The sequence below is a fragment of the Blautia difficilis genome (assembly GCF_014297245.1).
Taxonomy (GTDB): domain Bacteria; phylum Bacillota; class Clostridia; order Lachnospirales; family Lachnospiraceae; genus Blautia_A; species Blautia_A difficilis.
The window spans coordinates 44,033-66,873 of record NZ_JACOQG010000018.1; the positions used below are offsets into that span (position 1 = coordinate 44,033).

The window sequence follows — 22,841 nt, forward strand, 5'->3', positions numbered from 1 at the left end:
GCTGCCTCCCTTAAAACCTGAAATAAATAAATGGATTATAGGTTCCGCTGGCAAGGCTGAGAATGCAGATCACCAGACCTGCCAGGCTGCAGACATATGCCACAGGACCGTACCATTTCTTTTCACTTATCAGTTTTTTAACAGGGCAGCAGGCAATCAGCGCACCGGCCAGAGTAACCAGAAAAACAGGGGTCATCTGCTGCAGTGCAAAGCTCATGGCACCGGCATTCCATCCAAAGCCTGTAAACATTTTCCTGACCCAGAAGCATCCCTGTGCCATGGTCTCTGCTCTGAAAAATACAAATCCGATGCATACCACCAGCAGAGCATACACATGCTGGAAGAAGGATTTTACAGCAGAGCCTTTTTTTCCGATCCAGGGAATATATTCCTCAAGCATAAGGAAAAATCCATGATAAACACCCCAGAACAGAAAATTAACGGCTGCTCCATGCCAGATTCCGGTACACAAAAAAACAATCATCTTGTTGACAACTGTGCGGAATTTTCCTTTGCGGTTTCCCCCAAGAGGGATGTACAGATACTCCAGAAACCATCCGGAAAGAGACATATGCCATCTTCTCCAGAATTCCCGGATCGTACCGCTGATGTATGGATAATTAAAGTTCTCCTTAAAGTGGAATCCGAACATCCATCCCAGACCAATGGCCATATCACTGTAGCCACTGAAATCAAAATAGATCTGGAGCATATAGGAAATCGCTCCCAGCCATGCTCCTGCCCCATTGATGGAACCTGCAGATGCACCAAAAAGATTGTCAGCCACCAGTCCCAGGGTATTGGCCAGGAGAACCTTTTTACAGAGACCTGCAGAAAATCTGCGGATTCCCAGGGCAATACCGTCCAGTGTCACCGTTCTCTGATCAATTTCCGCTGCCACATCATGATACTTCACAATAGGTCCCGCGATCAGCTGTGGGAAAAAGGATATGTAGAGAAGTACTTTTGCATAGTTTTTCTGGGCCTTGGTAGTTTCCCGGTAAACATCGATCACATAAGACATTGCCTGGAAAGTAAAGAAAGAAATACCGATAGGCATGCGGATCTGAGGCAGCGGCAGATGAAGCCCTGTCACACTGTTGACCATCCCCAGGATAAAATCTGTATACTTAAATACAATAAGGATTCCCAGATTGCAGATCACTGCCAGAACCAGGATTCCCTTCCTGTGATTTTGGAACCTGTCAATCCCGCAGGCACAGAAATAATTCAATAAAGTGGAAATAAACAATAAAATAATATATACCGGTTCTCCGTAAGCATAGAAAAGTACGCTTGCCAGGAGAAGAAGTGCATTTTTAGCCCGTATTCCCGGCAGAATACAGTGCAGGACAAAAACAGCCGGCAAAAATACACACATAAAAACCATTGAACTGAAAACCATAATTTATGTCACCGGTCATTTATGGAGTACTTTTACATTACACCAAAAATAACCTCTACTCCTTTTGCAGTCTCGCCTGTGCTTAATACAAAGTTATCATAATACAGCAAATATTCTTTGCCGTTTCCATAACAGCCTGTTCCTTTTTTGATCTTTTTCGGTTTTCCCAGAAGCTTTTTCAACGGTGCAGCTTTCTTTTCATAACCGTAGGCCTTACGGATCTTCTTTGTCTTCGGCACATCGTACACACCTGTCTTAGAATTAAAAGCATAGAGCTTTTCCCCGGAATTCAGATAAGAAGCAGCCACGCCCTTTATCATTCTGGCATTTGTATCAAAGCCATACTGCTTGCCGCCAATCTTCTTCACAGCCAGTTTTTTTCTTCCGAACATGTCTTTGCTTCCTGCATAGGCAGCTCCGTCTTTGCCAAAATAGTATCTGTAGGTCTTTTTGGTTTTGGCATCCTTTACATTTTTCCATTTATTTTTGATTCTGGCAGAGGTGCCGTCCTCTTTTACTTCGTAGAAATAGTATTTGCCTTTTTCCTTTACCAGTCCCTTTTTCACTGTTGTCTGCCCGGACTGTGTTATTTCTGCTCCATTAACAGAAACAACAGATACAGAAACGAACAGCAGACAAAAAACAGTCAGGATTATTTTTACAGATTTTTTTAACATCTTTTCACTTTTTTCCTTTCTCCTGTTTATCTTAGTTAAAAGTTAACGTTATAGATTTTCTGGGTTTTGTAGACTTTGCCTTCCATGGAAGCATGCTTCTGCATAAACCATTTCACATCTTTTCTCTTGGAAAATCTGTTCCCATTGGTGTCAAAGGTATACCATTTGCCTTTTACCTTGATCTCTACCCATCCATGACTCTGCCATCTGGAGGTATTATACAGATTACTTGTTCCAATGCAGATTCTCACAGGAAGTCCTGTTGCACGTCTGGCAAGATAAGCAAAGGTGGCTGCATCATGGTAGCAGCTTGCCTGCTTTGTAGACAGAGTTTCCTTTGCAAGCTTGGCATCCCAGCCTTTTGCAGAAGGAATCCCCATATAACGTTTATACTTGTAAGCTTTTTTGGTGTAATTAAACAGCTTCTGTAATTTCTGCTTGTCCGTTGTTTTCTTTGTAAATTTCTGAGCCTTGATCACCTTGTCCAGTGATTTTGCCAGATTTTTGTCCTTCAGGTTTTTCCCTGGTTTTGCAGCCTGCGCACTTACTGTCTCTACTGTAACAGCCTGTGGAACCACATCAGCTGCACCTGCAGGTACTGTGCCGAAGGCAAGAGCTGCTGAAGTACAGAGCACCATCAGTTTCTTAAAAATTGTCTTTTTCATCATAACTTTTCTCTCCTTTTCATAAAACTTAACCTTTAACTGCAAAAAATAGCAGTCAGGTGTTATATTATAACTCCAGGCTGTCAGACAGCTCTGAAGTCAGGCTCATATCAGGCGAATTTCACAGAGCCGGAAGTCCAGTGATAAACCCCATATCCGGCAGTGCCATAAATACCCGGTGCCCATCCTGCATAAGTTCCTTCAGGATCATAGCTGAGACCGTTGATCTGTACCCAGCAATGTCTGGTCATTCCATCAGCCCTGCCGTCACGGGAACCCGGTACATATCCGTAAACCACATAAGGCTTATAACCAACTTCCTGTGCCAATGCTGCAAATGCACATGCAAATCCATAACAGTTACCGCCGCCGTTTACCAGTGTGTTCAGCGCCAGGGATCTCTGCCATCCTGCCTGTCCCAGATTGGGATACACAGACCAGTAACCGATATGTCCGCCTACCACATATCGCCAGCAGGCATACAGCTTCTGACTTTTTGTCATACCTGGATTGGTAATGGAAGATGCAATCTGCATGGTTTTTATTTTCAGCAGCGCATCCGTATTTTTCTTGGCTGCACCGGAGGCTGTAAAATGGTACCGGTTGGCCAGGGATCGATTCTTGTACAGCTTTCCTCCCGGACCTCCGTAATAAAGGTTATTTTTATAAATAAAGAATCCGGTAGCTGCTTCTCCGTTATTGCCGGTCATATAGTAAATACTGTATCTCACCCGGATGATTTTTCCCTTTTTATTTTTGATCCGTTTAAAATTCTCACCGAAAACATATACCTTGTTCTTATTCTTAAACCTTACGCCGCCGCACACTGCATAGCCGTCCGGTCCGAAATAATAGGTGGCACCGTTGACTGTTTTCAGCTTATTCTTCGCCTTGCTGCCATTGGAATAGTAAAAGCAAAGCTTCTTACCTTCCTTTACCAGTCCTTTTTTCTTTGGCACTGCTGTAGGCTGGGGAACCGGTGTAACTGTAGGCACTGCCTCCGGCGTGATAGTCGGAAAAGCTTCCGATGTAACTGTCGGAACCGTCTCCTGTCCATAAGTAACTGCTGACGTACCTGCCACTGTCAGGCAAAATACGCAGGCTGTTGTCAGAAAAAATCCTTTTAATGCTTTCATACTCTGTTTCATTTTCTCTTTCTATGTTTACTCCTGCTTTCACTTTTTGGACTTTTTATTTTACATTTTCATTTTTCTGTTATTTTTTTCTGTTATTTATTGTATCAAAAAATGTAATTGATTTCTATATAATTCGCGTAATACACGCAAAAAAATACTGTTGCATGCAACAGTATTTTTTTGATGAAGGAAACCCCTTGGAAATTATTCTCCCAGTTTCTTTCCTGTGAGCATTTCATAGCCCTGGAGATATTTCTGGATTGTTTTATCTACGATTTCCTGAGGAAGAGTCCAGTCATTATCCGGATTGGCTTTCAGCCAGTCACGGGCAAACTGCTTGTCAAAGGATGGCTGTCCATGTCCGGCCTCGTATCCGTCTGCAGGCCAGAAACGGGAGCTGTCCGGTGTAAGCATCTCATCACCGATCACCATATTTCCCTCTTCATCCAGTCCAAACTCAAATTTGGTATCTGCAATAATGATTCCCTTGCTCAGAGCATATTCTGCGCACTTTTTATACAGTGCGATTGTATTATCACGAAGCTTTGAAGCTAATTCCTCTCCTCTTCCAGGGAAGTATTTCTCAAGGTGAGCAATACTCTGTTCATAGGAGATGTTCTCATCATGATCACCAATCTCAGCCTTTGTGGAAGGAGTATAGATCGGCTCAGGTAATTTGTCAGACTCTTTCAGTCCTTCCGGAAGCTGAATGCCACAGACCTTTCCTGTCTCCTGATAGCTTGCCCAGCCACTTCCGGTAATATATCCACGTACAATACACTCAATAGGAAGCATGTTCAGCTTGCGGCACATCATACTGTTTCCGTCAAACTTTTCCTGCTGGAAGAATTCCGGCATATCTTTTACATCAACGGAAATCATATGATTGGGAAGAATATCTTTTGTAAAATCAAACCAGAATTTTGACATCTGTGTCAGTACAGCACCTTTCTTTGTAACCTGGTTTTTCAAGATTACATCGAAACAGCTGATACGGTCAGTTGCTACCATGATCAGACTGTCACCATTGTCATAAATCTCACGTACTTTACCTTCTTTGATCGGTTTTAATTCCTGCATTTTCTCGCACCTCAATCTTCGTTATGTATTCTATAATGATTCTGTATTAACGTACCACCACATGAGTCCGGTTGTCAAGATTCTTCCATAAATTTTATCATATTATTATTTTCTCCGACATACTCTATTGTTTTTGTTTTTTTGTCATGTTATGATAACTGTTACTGTTCACACACCACTATTCCGCGAGGTGTTTTGGCATGAATATGCCAAAATCCCGAGACATACAAGCCAAAATTCCATTGCCGCAGGCAATCTGGAATGAATTTTGGCTAAGTTACTGTGAACGGAGTGAACAGTAACTGATAACTTATAATTTTTTACAGGATGTCAGAGGTAAAAAGCATTTGACCTCTGGCTTGAGATTTATGAAATGTGAGGTATTTTCTTGAAAAAAAAAGAAGCTTTATTTATCGGCGGAATTCTGATTCTGGCTCTGATCCTCTGGCTGGGCATTCACCATTTTCAGAAAGGGCACTACGGCTATATCACCATCACCGTAGATGGCAACAAACTGGGCACCTATTCTCTTGGAAAGGATCAGACCATATCCATCGGCCATACAAATATCTGCGAAATAAAAAACGGGCAGGCCCATATGACGGAAGCCACCTGCCCGGATCATTTGTGTATGAAACAGCATGCCATTGATTCCAAAGGCGGCACCATCGTCTGCCTTCCCAATAAGGTTGTGATCGAGGGTACGAAAGCCTCTGCAGGTGCTCAGTCAGATGACGGGCTCTCTATTGACGCTGTAACCTGATCTGCCCTGTTTCTCAGATAATAATACATACCAGACCGCCTTTACTGTCATTTACAATTTTCTGCATGGTATCCTGAAGCTTTATCTGGCTTTCTTCACTGATGGCCGCAATTTTGCTTCGGATGCCATCTTGCACCAGCTGTTCTACGGATTTCCCGAAAATATTTGTCTCCCAGATACTTTCCCCTCTCTCGCTGCTCTCTTCAATATACTGAATCAGATCTTTTGCCTGCTGTTCTGTACCCACAATAGGTGCAATTTCCGTCTCAATGTTGGCTTTGATCATATGGATGGACGGGCTTTTGGACTTTATTTTTACACCGAACTTATTGCCCTGGCGTATAACCTGAGGTTCCTGGATTTCGATTTCATCCAGCCTGGGCACTACCACCCCATATCCGGAGCCTCTTACCTCTTCCAGTGCATTCCGGACCTTTACATATTCCTCCTTCATATGTACCAGATCCCTTATGGTATGGATCAGTTCATATTCACTTTCCATCTGAGTCCCACTCATCTGACTAAGCATCTGATAATAATATTTATCCTGTATCCTTACCCTTACCTTCACAGTACCATCGGACAGACCTGTATCCTCCAGCAGAGAATCCTTTACATAAGGTCCGGATAACTGTATGGCTTCTTTTGTAATGTCCCGGATCTGAAACAGATGCTTTGTTTTTTCCCTAATCTGTTCCAAAAGCTGTTTTTTCACTTCATGGTCAGCAGGCAGCATCTCCACCCATTTGGGTATAAAAAACTGAATCTGGCTTACCGGAAATTCATAAAGTATTTTTTCCAGGATCTGGGCAATATCTTCTTTGTGAAGCTGATCACAGTTTACACTCAGGGCAGTTACCTGATATTTCTCCTGGATTTCAGATACTGCTTTCTGGGCAGCTTCTTTGTATGGCATCTGGGAATTGACCAGTACCAGAAAGGGCTTATGCTGTTTTTTTAACTCCTGAATGGTTTTCTCCTCTGCCTCTGTAAAATTTTCTCTGGGCAGTTCACCAAAAGAACCATCAGAAGTGATCACCAGTCCGATGGTGGAATGCTCCTCTATTACCTTCTGGGTGCCGATCCTGGCTGCTTCATGGAAAGGAATGGCTTTTTCCGACCAGGGTGTTCTTACCATTCTTTCCTTTCCATCCTCCATATTTCCCCCTGCATCCTTCACCAGAAATCCCACACAGTCGATCAGCCGTACCCTCACCTTCTGTTCTGTGCCCAGAGAAACGCTGACCGCTTCTTTGGGGATAAATTTTGGTTCTACAGTTGTAATGATTTTTCCGGAACCGCTCAACGGCAGCTGATCCCGGATCTCTGCCTGCTTTCTCTCCGACATCTGCGGCAGAGCGGCTATCTCCATAAAACGCCGGATAAAAGTAGATTTACCGGTACGTACCGGTCCCACCACACCTATGTATATATCCCCTCCGGTACGGGCCTGAATATCCCGGTATATCTGAAAATTTTCCATATAAAAGCAGCCCCCTTGCATATTTACAAACAATCACATGTATTGTTATAAGATATGCCCGGAGGCTGCTGATTATTCACCTGTTTTTATACAAAATCCTTAATAGGATTCGTTGTGAAGAAGATGATGTTCTTTTCCCTTGAGCAGTCCATTGTAAAGCTCTACAACTAATGGATTCTCATCGGATTTCTTGATGATCGTAGTATTATCTGCATTGTACAGACCTTTGGCCCTCAGGGATTTGGTTCTGTCACCTGCTCTGGTAGGCTGTCCGCCACCCATGATGCAGCCCCTGCGGCAGGCCATTACTTCGATGAGATGATATTCTTTCTCACCGTTCTTTACCTGCTCCATAACCTTTCTGGCATTTGCCAGGCCACTGGTAACACAGATCTTAAGATCCATACCCTCATAAGGTACCGTAAATTCCTTGATACCTTCCTCTCCTCGTACACCGCATTCTGCGATCTCACGCATGGTTTCCTTGCTGTGGTCCGGGGTAAGACGGCGAAGCACTGCCTCTGTCACACCACCGGTCACACCAAAGATCACACCGCCGCCTGAGCCAAAGCCAAATGGCATATCGCAGGCTTCCGGTTCCAGAGATGCAAAATCAATGCCAAAGTTATCAATCATACGAAGAAGCTCTGTAGTAGTGATCACAATATCTGTATCCTTCTCTCCCTCTGTATAACTATTGGGACGTTCTGCCTCTGCCTTCTTTGCTGTACAGGGCATAATGGAGATCATAACTGTTTTCTTGCCGGCTGCATGTTCCGGATCACGGAAATATTCCTTGATCACTGCTGAAAGCATTCCCTGAGGGGAACGGCAGGTTGAAATATTTGGAATATATTCTTTGTACTGATCTGTAATAAATTTCACCCATGCAGGACAACAGGAAGTAAGAAGCGGAAGCTTCTCGCCCTTTTTGATCCTGTCAAGGAATTCTGCGCTCTCCTCCATAATCGTAAGGTCAGCACTGAAGGAAGTATCATATACCTCATCAAAGCCCATTCTGTGAAGAGCGTTTACGATCTTGCCCATTACGCTCCTACCCTTGGTAAGACCATAATGATCTCCCACTGCCACACGGACTGCCGGAGCAACCTGGGCAACTACCCGTACCTCCGGATCTGCCAGAGCTTCCCATGCTTCATCCATGTGGGTTTTAATAGAAATAGCACCTGTAGGACAGAATACACGGCATTGTCCACAGTTTACACACTCTGTTTCTGATATCTTTTTATTAAATGCAGGCATTACCATGGCCTCTGTTCCTCTGAATGCAAATCCAAGAGCACCGATACCCTGGATTTCCTCACAGGCACGGACACAGTTACCACAGAGAATACATTTATTAGGATCTCTCACCAGGGATGGTGAACTGGTATCCAGCTCCCTGGTCTCTCTGGTATTCTCAAATCTGATTTCCCGGACACCCAGACGGTGTGCCAGTTCCTGGAGAATACATTCCCCACTCTTTACGCAGGTTGTACAGTCACGGCAATGCGCTGCCAAAAGAAGTTCCACGATCAGTTTTCTGTATTTCTTGATCTTACCGGAATTGGTATAGATCACCATTCCGTCTCTTGGTTCCTCTGAACAGGAGGCAAAGGTTCTGCCCCTGTCATCCTCTACCGTACACAGACGACAGGCTCCAAAGGTGGATAGCTCTGAGTGGTAGCACAGTGTCGGAATATTGATTCCTGCCTTGCGGATGACAGACAGGACATTTTTTTCATCGGTAAATTCTACCTTTCTACCGTCAATTATCATATGGCCCATAGTATATCCTCCCTTCTATGCTTCCACGTATACCGCATCAAAATTACAGTTGTCTTTACATGCACCGCACTTGATACAGACATCGTTATTGATGTGATATGGATGTTTGATCCTACCTGAAATAGCACCTGCCGGACAGTTTTTCGCGCATTTGCCGCAGCCGATACAGAATTCAGGGTTAATATGGAACTGACGAAGCGCTGTACATACCTTTGCACGGCATTTTTTGTCACGGATATGTTCCTCATATTCATCACGGAAGCGTTTCAGGGTACTGATAACAGGAAGAGGCGCACTCTTGCCAAGACCGCAGAGAGCCATATTCTGAACCATATTTGCCAGTTCTTCCAGCTCATCCAGATCAGACATCTCACCCTTGCCATCTACGATCCTCTCCAGAATCTCCAGCATACGTTTGGTTCCTTCACGGCATGGTACACATTTACCGCAGCTCTCTCGCTGTGTAAAGTTCATAAAGAATCTGGCTACCTCAACCATACAGGTATTCTCATCCATAACTACCAGACCACCGGAGCCCATAATTGCATCCAACTTCTTTACTGCATCAAAATCAAGAGGTGCATCCAACTGTTCCAGAATCAGACAGCCACCGGAAGGTCCACCGATCTGAACTCCCTTGAAAGCAGCACCACTCTTCAAACCGCCTCCGATATCATAAATAATATGGCGGAGAGTGGTTCCCATAGGAACCTCGATCAGGCCGGTATTCTCAATGGCACCGGTCAGGGAGAAGGTCTTTGTTCCAGGACTTCCTTCTGTACCGATGGTACGGAACCAGTCAGCTCCCTGAAGGATGATCCGTGGTACATTCGCATAGGTCTCTACATTGTTCAAAACTGTAGGTTTTCCCCACAGACCTTTCTCTACTGTACGGGGCGGTTTTACACGAGGCATACCTCTGTTGCCCTCGATAGATGCGGTAAGTGCTGAACCTTCTCCACATACGAAAGCTCCGGCACCTCTGTTGATATGTAAATGGAAGTTTACACCGGAATTTAAAATATTATCACCTAACAGACCATATTTTTCCGCCTGTTCAATAGCCATATGCAGACGTTTTACAGAAAGAGGATATTCTGCACGAACATAAATATAACCGTCTTCTGCTCCTACCGCATAGGCTGCGATGGTCATACCTTCGATCATTTTATATGGATCACCTTCCATTACGGAGCCATCCATAAATGCACCAGGGTCACCCTCATCACCGTTACACACAACATAACGGGTCTTTTCTGCCTGGCGTGCTACCTGAGACCATTTCTTACCAGCCGGGAAGCCTGCACCACCACGGCCTCTGAGACCGGATTTTGTCACTTCGTCAATCACTTCCTGAGAGGTCATGGAACCCAAAGCCTTTGCCAGTGCCTGATAGCCACCCACTGCAATATATTCATCTATGGATTCTGCATCGATTTTGCCGCAGTTTTCCAACACAATACGTGTCTGCTGGTTAAGGAACGGAATATCGTCAGGATGAGGACAGACTTTGTCATGTTCTCTGTAAAACAGCCGCTCTACAGGTTTGCCCTCCAGAACTGTTCTCTCTACAATTTCCTTACAGTCCTCAGGCTGTACATGTACATACTGATAGTCATAGGGTTCAATTCTCATCAACGGTCCCAGCTCACATAAGCCCTGGCATCCTGTCTTGATCACTCCCACATGAGGAACATCCTTCTGCATCTCAACGGTAACCCCGTCAATATCCTCACAGAGCCTTTTCATTTCTTCATAAATTTTCTCAGAACCGGATGCAATACAACCTGTACCTGAACATACAAGTACGCGGCAGGTATAAGTATTGATCTGCTCTTTTACCTCTGTCTGTCGGTTCAACAGGTCTTCTTTACATGTAATACTCATACGTTCTCACCTCTCAATTCATTTAACAGCTCTACAGCCTTCTCAGGTGTCATTTTGGGATGTACCGCATCATTTACTGTCAGTGTAGGTGCCAGTCCGCATGCACCCAGACAGGAAACAGTCTCCACAGTAAAAAGCATATCATCTGTAGTGTGTTTCTTATGGCTTAATCCCAACTCCTTCATCAGGGCTTCTTTCACAGGCATGGATTTTCTCACATGACAGGCAGTACCGTCACATACCTTGATCACATATTTTCCCTTTGGCTCAAAGGAAAAGTTTTCATAGAAGGTTGCCACACTGTATGCTTTGGCTTCCTTTACCCCGATCTGAGCCGCTACATAGGTGAGTAATTCTCCCGGCAGATAACGATACTCTGCCTGAATGTCCTGCATGATGGGAATTAACGAAGCAGCTTTACGTCCATAGTGCTCGATAATCTCATCTGTTTTCTTGTAATAAGACTGGTCTAACATTCAGTTCCCTCCTTAAATATTATATAGTTTTGGCTTTGCTGACACTTTAGTCATTTTCTACATATGCGCTGTTGTTATTATACTACAATAAGCTAATTTTCACAATATCCTTTCTTTATTTTTCTGAATATTTATAGTTATTATACATAAAGCATCCGTATTGTATGGAATATTATTTGTTGAATATGCAATTTATTTCACAAACATGTTAAATAAAAGACAGCCTGTCCACACACCTTTCGGTGCAATGGCCTCAGACTGTCTTTTTTACACTCTATGAAATGATGTTAGGGTCAAAAAGCATTTTGCCCCTAACTTGATATCTACGAATTGCTGTGGGCATTTCCATTTTCTTCATGAAAATGTTTATATTTTTCTACAAGTCGTTTATAATTCCCTGTAAAATCAATGGTTTTAATGTGTTAATACTGATTTTACACCATTTTTACACCATTTTATAATTAGCTGATTTTTTGGAATGCTCTGCACGTATTTATATCATTCATCGTACTTTCTAACAACTTAATGTCACTCATTTTTTTATCACTTAAAACTTCTGTATAGATATCCATGGTCATCTGAATATTTGTATGTCCAAGATATGATTGTACTGTCTTTGGTGGGATTCCTGCCTCAAAACAGCGTGTGGCGAATGTGTGTCTGAATGTATGCGCACTAAATTTTGGCATCAGAGGCTGATTTTGAGATGCTCTAATTTTATTAACATTATTTCTTACTGTACGTATCGAACTACCAAGCACTTCATCCATCAAGGGTCTATTATTTCTTGTCACGAAAAGGAGCTTACCAAGAACGTCAGAGTCATAATCAATCGGTGGCAATGTATTGAGCTGCTGTACTTGATCTTCAATTGCTTTTCTGCATATGGAATTCATCGGTACAGTTCTTATACTGGATTTAGTTTTTGGTATGCTGATTTTGTATCCTAAAAAATCATCTTTTGAAGATTTTCTAAAATAAGTTAAAGTTTTAGTAACATTTATAGTATTATTTTTAAAATCAATATCATCTAAAGTAAGCGCTCTCAGTTCTCCTGAACGAAGTCCTGTATTAACTGCGACAATATATAGATTATAATAGAAGCATCCTTTCGCCATAAAGAAGAAATCTCTTTGATCCTCACGGGATAAGGTAACGATTTTTCTTCTGTCAGTTCCGATTATTTTTATGCCTTTTGCCGGGTTTTTAGTACATAAATCATTATCCATAGCATAAGAGAATAAATCGCACAAAACTGTACGTATATTATTGACTGTACTTTTATGTAACCTTTTACCCAGCCCGTTAAGTAAATCTGTTACCATCAATTTAGTAATTGATGACAATGGCAATCTGCCTAGCACAGGTTTTATATAGCAATGGTATGTACGTATGTATATTCTGATTGTACTTGACTTTAAAACAGGTTTTTTATACACCCTCATCCATTTTTCATACCATTGATCCAAAGTCATATTGGGATCCACCACATTATTTTTGCTGTAATCATCTACAATTTCACTCATTAATGCATTTTTTACTTCTTTTAAAGTTGTGCCGTACACACATCTGCGTTTCCCGAATCTATCTGTAAATCGGGCTTGATATCTGCCATCCTTTCTCTGCGTAATACCTTTTCCGAGTTCTTTGCCTTTTAAATCTTTTCCCATTATACATCATCCTTTCAAAAAGTCCGTATGTACAATGAGACAATTTTCTACATAAATCATACCATACATACGGACTTCTTTCAATTATAAATAGACAATGCTATCTAAATATTTTTCAAACTTCTGTCTTTTTATCAGACACCTGTTACCGGAATACATTACAAATGTACATCCCGGTTCTTTTACAAGCTCTCTGAGCTTATTCTTTCCTATATTAAAGTATTGAGCGGCCTCATCTATCGTCAGTGCATATTTTTCAGATGGAAGAATCATCTGGCACTCTCCAGAGTCCAAGCTGATGTTCCAGATCCTCAATCAGTTCGGAATCATCACTTTGAATCACTACTTCAATTGTTTTAGGAAGCTCAAATGACAATACTCCCAAAATAGATTTAAGATCTATAATATATCTTCCGAATTTACCATCAATATCACAATCTTTAAATTTATTCGCAATAGATACTACAGTTGTAGCATCCGCAGAACTGTTTAAACGAATCTTCATAATAATCCTTTCTTAATCATCGTATTCCCATTCACGCGTATGTCTATTGTAATGACTATTCGCTTTGCACCGGAAGTCATACTGGGCAGGATATCCTTTACGAAGCGGGCACTCATCACAATGGACATGATTATTTTTATCATATGCGCTATATTTTTCGCATATAGCTTTTTCTCTGTCTGTTGTAAGCATATGTTATTCGTCTCTCACCTCTAATTTCTTTTTAGTAAATCAGTATCAATTAATCTCATAAGCACCCTCCTGTTTTGCATAATCTGGGTATTCCTCCGCATATTCATATTTACAATATCCTATTAATCTTTCTCCTGGTAGCATTCCGGTAATTCCATCCAAGCAACAACTTTGCTCATGATTTTCATTTTTCTTCCACCTGTCCCATGTGTATACCAATCTATTTCTTCTTTATATTTCTTATTATTGCATGTCAATCTCACGCAATATGCTGCAAATATTTCATCTCGTTTTGTTTGAACAAGAACATTCTGAGATTTATATTCTTTTCTAAATGATGTTTCATTTGATAATTCCATATCTGGCAATCTCTCTTTTACTGAAATCCAATTATTACTCATCTTTCACCTCTAATTTTTTCAAATCTTCAATTAACTGAGGTTCTTCATCTTCCCATTTAATAAAATTAAACATATCTCCATACACATCTTCTGTTATTCTATAAAAATAATCATTTTTGATCATCCAATGTCCATCAAGGCGTATAGGTTTAATTGGATATATAAAAAGGCTGTTATTCCTATCTCTTGGGTTCCTGTATAACCCATTAATTCTTTTTCAATCCAGCTACACATCTGTAAGAACTCATTATTTTTTTTATCTTGTACAGTTTTTTTACTCAATGCAATTCTCCTTATAGAAGTCCCAAGGCCGAAACCCTGGGACTAATTTTAATCAGGCAACTAAAGCAAGAATCTTTTTAGCATCCTCAACATTATCCGCCTTCATTGGATTTGTGTATCCAAGTTTCTTCGCAGCTTCAACCAGAGGTTTTAATTTATCTGTTTTTCCCTTGTTTGCTACACAAAATTCCTTAATCTTCTGATTAATTCCATCAAGTTCTTTCTGCTTTCTAGCCTCTTCTTCTGCTTCAGCAATCTTTTCTGCTCTTTTTTCTGCTGCTGCATCCTGTTCTTTCTTTAATTCGTCAACAGATTTGCTTCCTTTAGATGCCTCAGCTCTGATAGCATCTGTAAGAGCTTTAATCAACGCATCTGAACTAAATTCAATTTCCGGAACAATATCAGCAAATCTTGATTTGGAATCAATAGAATATGAATCATCACGGAAGGTAATTTTACGACTTTCACTGGTAATAACACCTTTCATGATATCTACATCTTTTTTCCCTTCCTTTTTAGTTTTTCCTGTTTTTTCCTGTACAATTTCTCTGTCGATTGAAGCAACTCCAAGAAAATGTAATTTTGTTTTAATTGCATTAAAATCTCTCATTGACATATTAGTTGTCAGAGAAGTATATGTCTGTCCTGTCGTCACATCATCTTGTGTACGCTGCTTAACGTGTCCAATAATAATGAAATGAACACCAACCGATTTCAGTTCCCATAACTTATTCAGAACAATTTCTGTTGCCTTATCCTCTCCGGCCATATAACCACCAAAAGCTGCTTTGATAGATTTTACAGGTTTCTCAGGGTTTTCCGCATTATGCATACGAATGACTTCTGGCTTTGCAATTTCTACAAGCTGATCATATGTATCAATAACAACTGTTTTCAGATCCGGATATTCTGTAGATTTATTCTCAACGACATCATCAACAAAATCTTCAAATCCAATACTGTTTGTCTCTTCATCGTAATCCATTGACCATTCCGGACAGTTCAAATAGTTAATTCCATTAATACCGTCAGCACCATCTTCTTTGCCGCATTCAAGAAAACGATATCCGTCTTCTCCTACAAGTTTCTCACACATCTCTTTGACGATTGTTGTTTTTCCAATTCCAGACTCTCCGATAAGTCCAATGTTGTATGCAAGTGGATCAATTTTAATTGTATTCTTTTTTCCGTATCCCATAGTATTTATTTTCCTCCATGTACTGTATAATTAAATTTTTATTAAGCATCAAGAATAGAATCGATCATGGCATCATAATCTATCTCATCATCCTGATCTGTTGTTTCGGTCTCAGATTCTTCTACCGCTTCATCTTCGTCCTCGTCTTTTTTAATTAAATAATCTAAGACAAGATCATCTTCTGAATATTTATTATCAAATTTCTGAATCTGCGGAATTTTATTGTTGTCATCGCCAACTAATTTAATTACCGGTCTAGTTAATAACATCCTACGTTCTTTACCGACCTTATCAGTACATAATGTTAATGCTTCTTCCAGAGTATAAGCCCCCATTTCAACCAGCTCTTTGATATCATCTGGGAGATCGTCTTCTGTTGTCTGGACTACTGCACCACCTTCAATAAATACACCTTCACAAGTAATCAAGGTCATATCTTTCTTTACTTTGAATAATTTTGCTGCACGACCAATAGACTTTTCATCTTCTGGATCATACTCATATTCAAAAGCCTTTCTGAGAGGAACGAACTTACCACCTTTTACAGATCCACCCTCAGTTAAGTCATTACCGTTATATTCTTTAAACTTCTCAAGAATATATGCAGTTATTGGGAATACGCATTTTTCTTTATCTGCTTTTCCGATTGAATACTTGTCAAGAAGCATTGATTGTGTAAACGCAGCTTTATATTTATCTTTTTCCTTTGGAAGATATATACTGTTAATTTCTTTTCTTACTTGAATGTGTTCATCGTATACAGTATATTTAAGCTGCCCTCTTACTTTAATTTCGGTTCCATCTTTAAGATTTTCTGATAAATATTTGATTGCATCATATGCATGTAAGAATTTATTTACAACAACCTTGTCATTAATATCTTTTTCAATTCCAATTTTAATGAAACAAAGTTCTCCGATGTCTTTTAAGATATCTTCATCAAAACGATCATCAAAATCAATCTGATATCTGTTTTCAAAATCATCTCCGCCATCTTCATCTTTTCCATGAACATAGATGATGTTATTGCGTCCGGCTCCATAACCGCCCATCAATTCACATACAACCTTTCCAAATCTCTCTCCGCAATCTACATTAAGATTGACTGAATTATAAATCCAATCACTTTTTTTGGAATGTTCATCAATTTTAAAAGTATAATCTTTATTAATACATGCTTTTCCGATTAGTTCAAAACTCTGGACCCAACCTTTTTTATCTAAAACCTTTTTTTCTTTCTGTTTTGCCATTCTCTCAATGCTTCAAAACTTTTCGGAACAATTGATATTGCAAGGCTTCCACAGGGAGCATTAGAACGTCTGGTTATTGTTGAAGACGATACTGCACGTTTTAAACTTACTACTGCTAATGTTCAGCTTGGTGATACCGTAAAAGTAATTAAGACTGAAAAAATGTATTATGTTGTTGATGAGAGCAAATTATCTTCTGAGGCTGGTTATTCAGTATATACTGCCGGAACTGCTACTTCTGTACCGTGGTCTGGAGTTACTGGAAAGCCTAGCAGCTATCCACCAGCATCTCATAATCATGACGAACGTTATTATACCGAGACTGAGATGAATAGTAAATTAGCTGAAAAAGCTCCAAAAGTACATACACATGTTAAAAGTGAAGTAGGTCTTGGGAATGTTGATAATACCGCTGATGCTAATAAAAGTGTTAAGTATGCTGCTTCAGCTGGAACTGCTTCATCCTGTACAGGAAACGCTGCTACCGCTACGAAAGCTACAAAATTAGCTACCGCTCGTTCAATTAACGGTACAAACTTTGATGGATCCGGCAATATCACAACGGCTTCTTGGGGTACAGCTCGTAATGTAACTATCGGAAATACAAAGAAATCTGTTAATGGTGCTAGTGATGTATCTTGGAGTTTAAGTGAAATTGGAGCTGCCGCTGCGTCTCATAGTCATAGTTATTTACCATTATCTGGTGGAACTATGACTGGAAATATTGCTTATAAAGGTTCTAAAGCTACTTATGAAATGATTAAATTCATTGATAATGTGGTTGATCAAAATGGAAATGGCATCGCAATTGGTGGTGGAGGACTTACTATTGTGGGTGGTGGCGAATCTTCTGATATAGTAAAAACCATTGCATCAAGTGGTGGAGATGAACGGTTAATACTCTCTAATGATGGTCCAATTGATATATATACTAATTGTCAAGATGGCTTGAACAAAGCTACTCATGTCACTATAGATAATTCTGGTTTATATTCAGGAACTGCTGCTAAAGCTAATTCAGTTCCTTGGTCAGGTGTTACAGGAAAACCTTCTTCTCTCCCAGCTTCAGACGTATATGCATGGGCTAAAGCTTCTACAAAACCAAGTTATACAAAAGCTGAGGTAGGGTTAGGGAATGTAGACAATACTGCGGACTCAGCAAAGAGCGTGAAATATGCAACATCTGCAGGGTCTGCATCTTCTGCAACAAAAGCAACACAAGACAGTGCGGGTCAACAGATCAATACAACTTACGTAAAGAGTTTGTCCGTAAGTGGTCGAACCATTACCATCACAAAAGGCAATGGTACTACCTCAACCATAACCACACAGGATACAAACACCGATACAAAAGTAACACAAACCGCAATCAAGTCTTCCGATTATACCAATTGGAGAACGATTCCATGGGGATCTTCCAATAATGGTTCTGAAGGATTTACGCCAACTACTGTTACCGATGTGATGTATTCTGACCCGAATCTTACCTATCAACCATCCTCTGGTACCCTTCGAGCAAAGACGTTTAAAGGTACACTAAATGGAACCGCTTATGAAGCAAATCTCGCATGGGGTGGACATAACTTCGCAGGATCTTATGGACCAATTGATGCCGCTATGATTCCAACTCTTGGAGCAAACCGTTTAGCATTTATTCCTCCAGAATCAATTACCGTAACGTATTCCAGAGACGGCGGTTCTACATGGTCAGATTATGGAGCAAGTTCTGATACAAAACGCGGACTATTCTCAACCGGATCAAACCTCACAATTGGAAAAGCAGACTCTACCAATAAAGCAACTGCTAACTCTACGAAGTATCAGTTACGTATTACCATTGATACTGATAAAGCAAGTGTATATACGGTATTGAACAAATTCGCGATTTCTGTTAGTACCAACGGATCAAATTCCTGTTGGTGCACTATTGATGCTTCTTTGGAAAAAACACCAACCACCTGGGTAAACTTCGCAAAACAAGTAAGTGTTTCTGGCTGGTCTGGATGGAATATCATTAATACGGATGGACTTACTACATATGGAAATAATCCGTCAGTACAATATGGATTAGTACGTTTTACATTTGGAGCGAATGGTGGAAGTACTACTTATACGGGATTGCAGGTTTTACAAATTCTTGGATTTGGTGGTTTTGGTTGGTCGACTCCGTCAAATATGGCACGTCATGGACATTTGTATAATTATGATATCTGGCAGAATGCGTTCTTCCCAGCTCAAGTTAATGCAAATAATATGCTTATGAATACATGTGTCAATTGTTCCAACTGGAACGACGCAGTAAAAACTGGTTGGTATATGGCGTCTGGAGCAAGCAATGCACCAACTTCTGGTGCTTGGTATTTTGGTATGGTAATTGCTCATAACAGCAACTATGTAATTCAGGAATTATATCAGTTTACCGCATCTACCGATGCCAAATCTATTCCAAAATACATTCGTGCAAAAATGAACGGCACTTGGGGTTCTTGGACTGACGTTACAGTGCAGGTAAAAGTACCATCTGGAGCAAAATTCACTGATACAAACACCTGGAGGCCATTGGGTACAACAGGTGATACAGCTTGCGCTGGTAATGATTCTCGTCTTTCAAATGCTCGTCCTGCAAGTGATGTATATGCTTGGGCGAAGGCAAGCAGCAAACCAAGTTATAGTTGGGGAGAAATTACTGGAAAGCCATCTACTTTTACGCCTGCTTCACATACACATAATTATGCTGGATCATCTTCAGCCGGAGGAAATGCAAATGCAGCTGTAAAATTAGCTACTGCAAGATCTATCAATGGAACTAATTTTGATGGTTCAGGGAATATTACAACAGCAAACTGGGGAACAGCAAGAACTATTACTGTAGGAAATACTGGTAAGTCAGTAAACGGATCAGGAAACGTATCATGGTCACTTGGTGAAATAGGTGTTCATGTGTCAAACAAACAACCTGCTGCTTCTGATGGTAAAAATGGAGATGTTTGGATTGTTTATGAAGGATAATAAAAATAGAAAGGACGGTGAGGCTTATGTCTTGTAGTAATAATTGCGGTACTGCTTGTTCAGGAGACTGTACTGGCACTTCTTCTGGTAACTGTGGTGGTTGCGGTACTTCATGTTCTACCAGTTGTTCTACTGTTTGTTCTGGTCAATGTAAAGGTGGCTGCGGTAGCAATGGATGTTCGTCCTCTTGTTCTGGGTTATGTATGGATGCTTGTACAACAGGCTGTACCGGATGTAAAGGTTCTTGCAACACTACTTGTACTGGCTCTTGCACAGCTTCTTGCGCCAATGATTGTTCAGGGAGTTGTTCAGGGAGTTGCTCAAGTACATGTACGGCAACTTGCGCCAATTCTTGCAATAATGATTGTTATGGTTGCTCTGGTTCTTGTTCTGGTGGATGCTACGGTTCATGTGATACTACTTGTACTGCTGAATGCGTAGATACATGTAATGTAAGTTGTAAAACTACATGTACAGCGACTTGTGCAGATGATTGTACCGGTGGATGTAAAGGTACATGTACAGGTGGCTGCGGCAGTTCTTGCGATAGTACTTGTAGCGGAACTTGCTCTGGTACATGTAATAATAACTGCACATCTGTTTGCTCTATAGGTACAACCTATGGCACTGCTAAAGAAGTTATACAAAATTATGATTACACGGGAAAAGTTCAAACCGTTACTCTTAAACCGGGTAAATATAAATTAGAATGTTGGGGTGCTCAAGGTGGTTACCGTTCTTCTTCTGATTATGGAGGAAAAGGTGGATATTCTGTTGGATATTTGACTCTTATGAAAGACACTAATGTATATATTTATGTTGGTGGATCCGGAAATTCAGTAGATAGTGCTACAAATGGTATATATAATGGAGGATTCAATGGTGGTGGAAAACGATTTACATATAAAGGCGGCGGCGGAGCCACTGATATCCGTATTGGTCAAGATTCTCTATTAGCCAGAGTTATTGTAGCTGGGGGTGGAGGTTCTGATGGAGCTTCTAATAAACACGGAATGTTCGGTGGTGGAGTAAATGGAGGTACTTCTTCCGAAAGTTATGGATCTGGAGGATATGGAGGAACTCAAACAGGAAACTCTTGGCAATCTTCTAGCTCAACTCAGTCTAATACAGCATCATCATATTCTGATGCTTACGCCGGTTTTGGTTTCGGTGGTAATGGAGTTTATTATTCCAGCGGATATGGTGGAGCTGGTGGAGGCGGCTGGTATGGTGGATCAGGCGCATATCCAGATGGTTCCGGAGATGATGACCGTGGTGGCGGTGGAGGATCTGGATATGTTTATACCGGACCAACTGCATCTAATTATCCATCTGGATGTTTGTTAAACTCATCATATTATTTAACTGATGCCCAAACTATCGGCGGAGATCAGTCATTTATATCTCCTACTGGAAGTAGTGAAACAGGCCATACTGGAAATGGGTACTGTAGAATTACATATTATAAACCTAATATTTGTTTTTATTCTAAAGTCAACTCTGTAATAAAACCGTCCGTTTTCGTTGTAAAACAAAATAATAAAATATATGATAATGCTTCTGGCACTATAAATGTTTCTTATACTGGAACTATGCAGCAAGTAAATCTCCCTGCAGGTAAATACATTTTAGAATGCTGGGGTGCTCAAGGTGGCAATTATTATAATAATTATTATGGAGGAGCTGGAGGTTACGCTAAAGGAACATTAACTCTTACTTCTACGACAACACTATATGTATATATAGGAGGACAAGGCGTTGGAGGTAATGGAACTTATAGCAATATTATTATTAATGGAAGTACTTGTAGTAACTTTCATCTTGGAGGTTTCAATGGCGGCGGAGCTGGACGCCTCTCTGGTTCTGGCGGTGGTGGAGCCACTGATATTAGAATAGGGCGAGATTCTCTTTATGCTCGTATAATTGTTGCTGGAGGCGGAGGTGGCGCTGGTGTTACTTCTTCCAGTTACAACTACACTGAAAGTAACCAAACAATTTATACTGCTGGATGTGGCGGTGGAGAAATTGGTGGAGATGGACTTTATAACCATATTAATGGAGATACCAGCGGCTATAGATGTGGATATGGTGCTACTCAAACAGCTCCAGGTGGTGTGTGGAATTACTCACCTGCTCCGACTGGTCATGGTGCTGGATTTGGTTTTGGTGGAATTTCTTATTATGGCGGTTACTCTTCCGGCGGAGGAGGCGGCGGCTGGTACGGAGGCGGCGGAGCCTATGATAATGATTCCGACTCTGATGGACGTTGGGGTGGCGGAGGTTCAGGTTATGTATATACTTCTGCTACTGCTGCCAATTATCCCTCCGGAAACTTTGTAAATTCTACTTATTATTTAGCTGATACATCTCTTATTGCCGGAATAAATTCCATGCCTAGTCCAAGTGGTGGTACAGAATTACACGGACATCAAGGAAATGGATATTGTAAAATTACTAGAATATCAAATGCAAAAGCTTATGTTAAAGTAAATGGAGTTTGGAAAGAGGTCTAATTAATTTAGGCCTCTTATTTAATATTGGAGGTAAAATATATGAAACTTATTTTAAAAGATGGACAAGAATTAACTATTACTCGTGCAAACGATATGTATTCATATGACGGTCTTAAGGATGGTCTTGGATGCGATATGAATAAAAATGCCATTGCTTCTATCGTTATATTTAATCCAGATAAATCTTTAGAAACTATTAGAGATATGTTAGCCGGGGACAATAGAACAGGATTTAGAATTATTTATGGTAATACGCAAAAAGATTATAATGGAATGAAAATTGATAGTATTTCAGAAGAAATTTCAAACGAAAGAAGTATTATTAATATTTCATTAGCAACTGATGAAAATTACACTCCTGATGAAGGAACAAAATCAGAGACAGAAACTGTAGTTAAAGACACTGCTAAAGATACTGTTAAAGAAGATAAATAATTAATAGTAGAAAGGAATATAAGGAT

The 22,841-nt window shown here is 40.6% G+C and carries 23 protein-coding genes; 6 read left to right on the top strand and 17 right to left on the bottom strand.

Features of this window, described 5'->3' with window-relative positions; translation table 11 throughout:
- Window positions 1-10: 10 nt before the first annotated feature.
- The 5 genes from H8Z82_RS11290 to H8Z82_RS11310 form a co-directional block, all read right to left on the bottom strand.
- Window positions 11-1,405 carry an MBOAT family O-acyltransferase gene (locus tag H8Z82_RS11290; protein WP_186995171.1) on the bottom strand — a complete coding sequence of 465 codons (1,395 nt, stop codon included), beginning with the start codon at window positions 1,403-1,405 and terminating at the stop codon, window positions 11-13.
- A 32-nt stretch (window positions 1,406-1,437) separates the two neighbouring features.
- Window positions 1,438-2,082 carry a hypothetical protein gene (locus H8Z82_RS11295; RefSeq protein ID WP_186995172.1) on the bottom strand — a complete coding sequence of 215 codons (645 nt, stop codon included), beginning with the start codon at window positions 2,080-2,082 and terminating at the stop codon, window positions 1,438-1,440.
- 35 nt (window positions 2,083-2,117) lie between these two features.
- A complete protein-coding gene (locus H8Z82_RS11300; protein WP_186995173.1) occupies window positions 2,118-2,750 on the bottom strand; it encodes a transglutaminase-like domain-containing protein in 633 nt (210 codons plus the stop codon).
- 107 nt (window positions 2,751-2,857) lie between these two features.
- The gene (locus H8Z82_RS11305) at window positions 2,858-3,883 is read right to left on the bottom strand and encodes a transglutaminase-like domain-containing protein (protein WP_207724660.1); all 1,026 of its coding nucleotides are present in this window, start codon (window positions 3,881-3,883) and stop codon (window positions 2,858-2,860) included.
- A gap of 204 nt (window positions 3,884-4,087) precedes the next feature.
- Window positions 4,088-4,963 (bottom strand): phosphoribosylaminoimidazolesuccinocarboxamide synthase, encoded by an 876-nt coding sequence (locus H8Z82_RS11310; protein WP_019161522.1) that lies wholly within the window; start codon window positions 4,961-4,963, stop codon window positions 4,088-4,090.
- A 388-nt stretch (window positions 4,964-5,351) separates the two neighbouring features.
- Here H8Z82_RS11310 and H8Z82_RS11315 point away from each other — a divergent pair, with 388 nt between their 5' ends.
- Window positions 5,352-5,726: a NusG domain II-containing protein gene (locus H8Z82_RS11315; protein WP_186995175.1), complete on the top strand. Its 375-nt coding sequence runs from the start codon at window positions 5,352-5,354 to the stop codon at window positions 5,724-5,726.
- A 13-nt stretch (window positions 5,727-5,739) separates the two neighbouring features.
- Here the strand turns inward: H8Z82_RS11315 and spoIVA are convergent, their stop codons facing one another.
- The 12 genes from spoIVA to H8Z82_RS11370 form a co-directional block, all read right to left on the bottom strand.
- A complete protein-coding gene (gene spoIVA, locus H8Z82_RS11320; protein ID WP_186995176.1) occupies window positions 5,740-7,209 on the bottom strand; it encodes a stage IV sporulation protein A in 1,470 nt (489 codons plus the stop codon).
- 99 nt (window positions 7,210-7,308) lie between these two features.
- Window positions 7,309-8,997 carry a [FeFe] hydrogenase, group A gene (locus tag H8Z82_RS11325; protein WP_186995177.1) on the bottom strand — a complete coding sequence of 563 codons (1,689 nt, stop codon included), beginning with the start codon at window positions 8,995-8,997 and terminating at the stop codon, window positions 7,309-7,311.
- A gap of 15 nt (window positions 8,998-9,012) precedes the next feature.
- Window positions 9,013-10,884, bottom strand: coding sequence for an NADH-quinone oxidoreductase subunit NuoF (locus tag H8Z82_RS11330; RefSeq protein WP_186995178.1), 1,872 nt, complete (start codon window positions 10,882-10,884; stop codon window positions 9,013-9,015).
- Complete coding sequence (locus H8Z82_RS11335; protein ID WP_019161517.1) at window positions 10,881-11,360, bottom strand: complex I 24 kDa subunit family protein; 480 nt, start codon at window positions 11,358-11,360, stop codon at window positions 10,881-10,883. The genes H8Z82_RS11330 and H8Z82_RS11335 overlap by 4 nt, the downstream gene beginning before the upstream one ends.
- Before the next feature lie 461 nt (window positions 11,361-11,821).
- A complete protein-coding gene (locus tag H8Z82_RS11340) occupies window positions 11,822-13,030 on the bottom strand; it encodes a tyrosine-type recombinase/integrase (protein WP_186995179.1) in 1,209 nt (402 codons plus the stop codon).
- 84 nt (window positions 13,031-13,114) lie between these two features.
- Window positions 13,115-13,303 (bottom strand): excisionase, encoded by a 189-nt coding sequence (locus H8Z82_RS11345; protein WP_186995180.1) that lies wholly within the window; start codon window positions 13,301-13,303, stop codon window positions 13,115-13,117.
- Window positions 13,287-13,535 (bottom strand): HPr family phosphocarrier protein, encoded by a 249-nt coding sequence (locus tag H8Z82_RS11350; protein ID WP_186995181.1) that lies wholly within the window; start codon window positions 13,533-13,535, stop codon window positions 13,287-13,289. Before H8Z82_RS11350 ends, H8Z82_RS11345 begins: the two co-directional genes overlap by 17 nt.
- Before the next feature lie 314 nt (window positions 13,536-13,849).
- Entirely contained in the window at window positions 13,850-14,128 is a 279-nt protein-coding gene (locus H8Z82_RS11355) for a DUF551 domain-containing protein (protein WP_186995182.1), read from the bottom strand.
- A complete protein-coding gene (locus tag H8Z82_RS17580; RefSeq protein WP_279289722.1) occupies window positions 14,121-14,252 on the bottom strand; it encodes a hypothetical protein in 132 nt (43 codons plus the stop codon). The genes H8Z82_RS11355 and H8Z82_RS17580 overlap by 8 nt, the downstream gene beginning before the upstream one ends.
- The gene (locus tag H8Z82_RS11360) at window positions 14,249-14,410 is read right to left on the bottom strand and encodes a hypothetical protein (RefSeq protein ID WP_186995183.1); all 162 of its coding nucleotides are present in this window, start codon (window positions 14,408-14,410) and stop codon (window positions 14,249-14,251) included. The genes H8Z82_RS17580 and H8Z82_RS11360 overlap by 4 nt, the downstream gene beginning before the upstream one ends.
- 52 nt (window positions 14,411-14,462) lie before the next feature.
- The gene (locus H8Z82_RS11365; RefSeq protein ID WP_186995184.1) at window positions 14,463-15,608 is read right to left on the bottom strand and encodes an AAA family ATPase; all 1,146 of its coding nucleotides are present in this window, start codon (window positions 15,606-15,608) and stop codon (window positions 14,463-14,465) included.
- 41 nt (window positions 15,609-15,649) lie between these two features.
- A complete protein-coding gene (locus H8Z82_RS11370) occupies window positions 15,650-16,858 on the bottom strand; it encodes a hypothetical protein (RefSeq protein ID WP_186995185.1) in 1,209 nt (402 codons plus the stop codon).
- 162 nt (window positions 16,859-17,020) lie between these two features.
- On the opposite strand from H8Z82_RS11370, the gene H8Z82_RS11375 reads away from it, so the two are divergent.
- From H8Z82_RS11375 to H8Z82_RS11385, 5 genes are all read left to right on the top strand, one after another.
- Entirely contained in the window at window positions 17,021-19,867 is a 2,847-nt protein-coding gene (locus H8Z82_RS11375) for a pyocin knob domain-containing protein (RefSeq protein ID WP_186995188.1), read from the top strand.
- Between the two features lie 93 nt (window positions 19,868-19,960).
- A complete protein-coding gene (locus tag H8Z82_RS17365; RefSeq protein ID WP_243176456.1) occupies window positions 19,961-20,308 on the top strand; it encodes a hypothetical protein in 348 nt (115 codons plus the stop codon).
- Window positions 20,309-20,350: 42 nt separating this feature from the next.
- Window positions 20,351-20,479: a hypothetical protein gene (locus tag H8Z82_RS17585; protein ID WP_279289723.1), complete on the top strand. Its 129-nt coding sequence runs from the start codon at window positions 20,351-20,353 to the stop codon at window positions 20,477-20,479.
- 29 nt (window positions 20,480-20,508) lie between these two features.
- On the top strand, window positions 20,509-22,380 hold the full coding sequence (locus H8Z82_RS17760) for a glycine rich domain-containing protein (RefSeq protein ID WP_330607947.1): 1,872 nt from the start codon (window positions 20,509-20,511) through the stop codon (window positions 22,378-22,380).
- Window positions 22,381-22,419: 39 nt separating this feature from the next.
- A complete protein-coding gene (locus H8Z82_RS11385) occupies window positions 22,420-22,815 on the top strand; it encodes a hypothetical protein (protein WP_186995187.1) in 396 nt (131 codons plus the stop codon).
- Window positions 22,816-22,841 lie beyond the last annotated feature (26 nt).

Excerpts from the sequence above, each read along its gene's own strand:
- H8Z82_RS11290 (WP_186995171.1), bottom strand. The coding sequence starts at position 1,405 with ATGGTTTTCAGTTCAATGGTTTTTATGTGTGTATTTTTGCCGGCTGTT.
- H8Z82_RS11295 (WP_186995172.1), bottom strand. The coding sequence starts at position 2,082 with ATGTTAAAAAAATCTGTAAAAATAATCCTGACTGTTTTTTGTCTGCTG.
- H8Z82_RS11300 (WP_186995173.1), bottom strand. The coding sequence starts at position 2,750 with ATGATGAAAAAGACAATTTTTAAGAAACTGATGGTGCTCTGTACTTCA.
- H8Z82_RS11305 (WP_207724660.1), bottom strand. The coding sequence starts at position 3,883 with ATGAAAGCATTAAAAGGATTTTTTCTGACAACAGCCTGCGTATTTTGC.
- H8Z82_RS11310 (WP_019161522.1), bottom strand. The coding sequence starts at position 4,963 with ATGCAGGAATTAAAACCGATCAAAGAAGGTAAAGTACGTGAGATTTAT.
- spoIVA (WP_186995176.1), bottom strand. The coding sequence starts at position 7,209 with ATGGAAAATTTTCAGATATACCGGGATATTCAGGCCCGTACCGGAGGG.
- H8Z82_RS11325 (WP_186995177.1), bottom strand. The coding sequence starts at position 8,997 with ATGGGCCATATGATAATTGACGGTAGAAAGGTAGAATTTACCGATGAA.
- H8Z82_RS11330 (WP_186995178.1), bottom strand. The coding sequence starts at position 10,884 with ATGAGTATTACATGTAAAGAAGACCTGTTGAACCGACAGACAGAGGTA.
- H8Z82_RS11335 (WP_019161517.1), bottom strand. The coding sequence starts at position 11,360 with ATGTTAGACCAGTCTTATTACAAGAAAACAGATGAGATTATCGAGCAC.
- H8Z82_RS11340 (WP_186995179.1), bottom strand. The coding sequence starts at position 13,030 with ATGGGAAAAGATTTAAAAGGCAAAGAACTCGGAAAAGGTATTACGCAG.
- H8Z82_RS11345 (WP_186995180.1), bottom strand. The coding sequence starts at position 13,303 with ATGATTCTTCCATCTGAAAAATATGCACTGACGATAGATGAGGCCGCT.
- H8Z82_RS11350 (WP_186995181.1), bottom strand. The coding sequence starts at position 13,535 with ATGAAGATTCGTTTAAACAGTTCTGCGGATGCTACAACTGTAGTATCT.
- H8Z82_RS11355 (WP_186995182.1), bottom strand. The coding sequence starts at position 14,128 with ATGAGTAATAATTGGATTTCAGTAAAAGAGAGATTGCCAGATATGGAA.
- H8Z82_RS17580 (WP_279289722.1), bottom strand. The coding sequence starts at position 14,252 with ATGATCAAAAATGATTATTTTTATAGAATAACAGAAGATGTGTATGGA.
- H8Z82_RS11365 (WP_186995184.1), bottom strand. The coding sequence starts at position 15,608 with ATGGGATACGGAAAAAAGAATACAATTAAAATTGATCCACTTGCATAC.
- H8Z82_RS11370 (WP_186995185.1), bottom strand. The coding sequence starts at position 16,858 with ATGGCAAAACAGAAAGAAAAAAAGGTTTTAGATAAAAAAGGTTGGGTC.
- H8Z82_RS11375 (WP_186995188.1), top strand. The coding sequence starts at position 17,021 with ATGTATTATGTTGTTGATGAGAGCAAATTATCTTCTGAGGCTGGTTAT.
- H8Z82_RS11385 (WP_186995187.1), top strand. The coding sequence starts at position 22,420 with ATGAAACTTATTTTAAAAGATGGACAAGAATTAACTATTACTCGTGCA.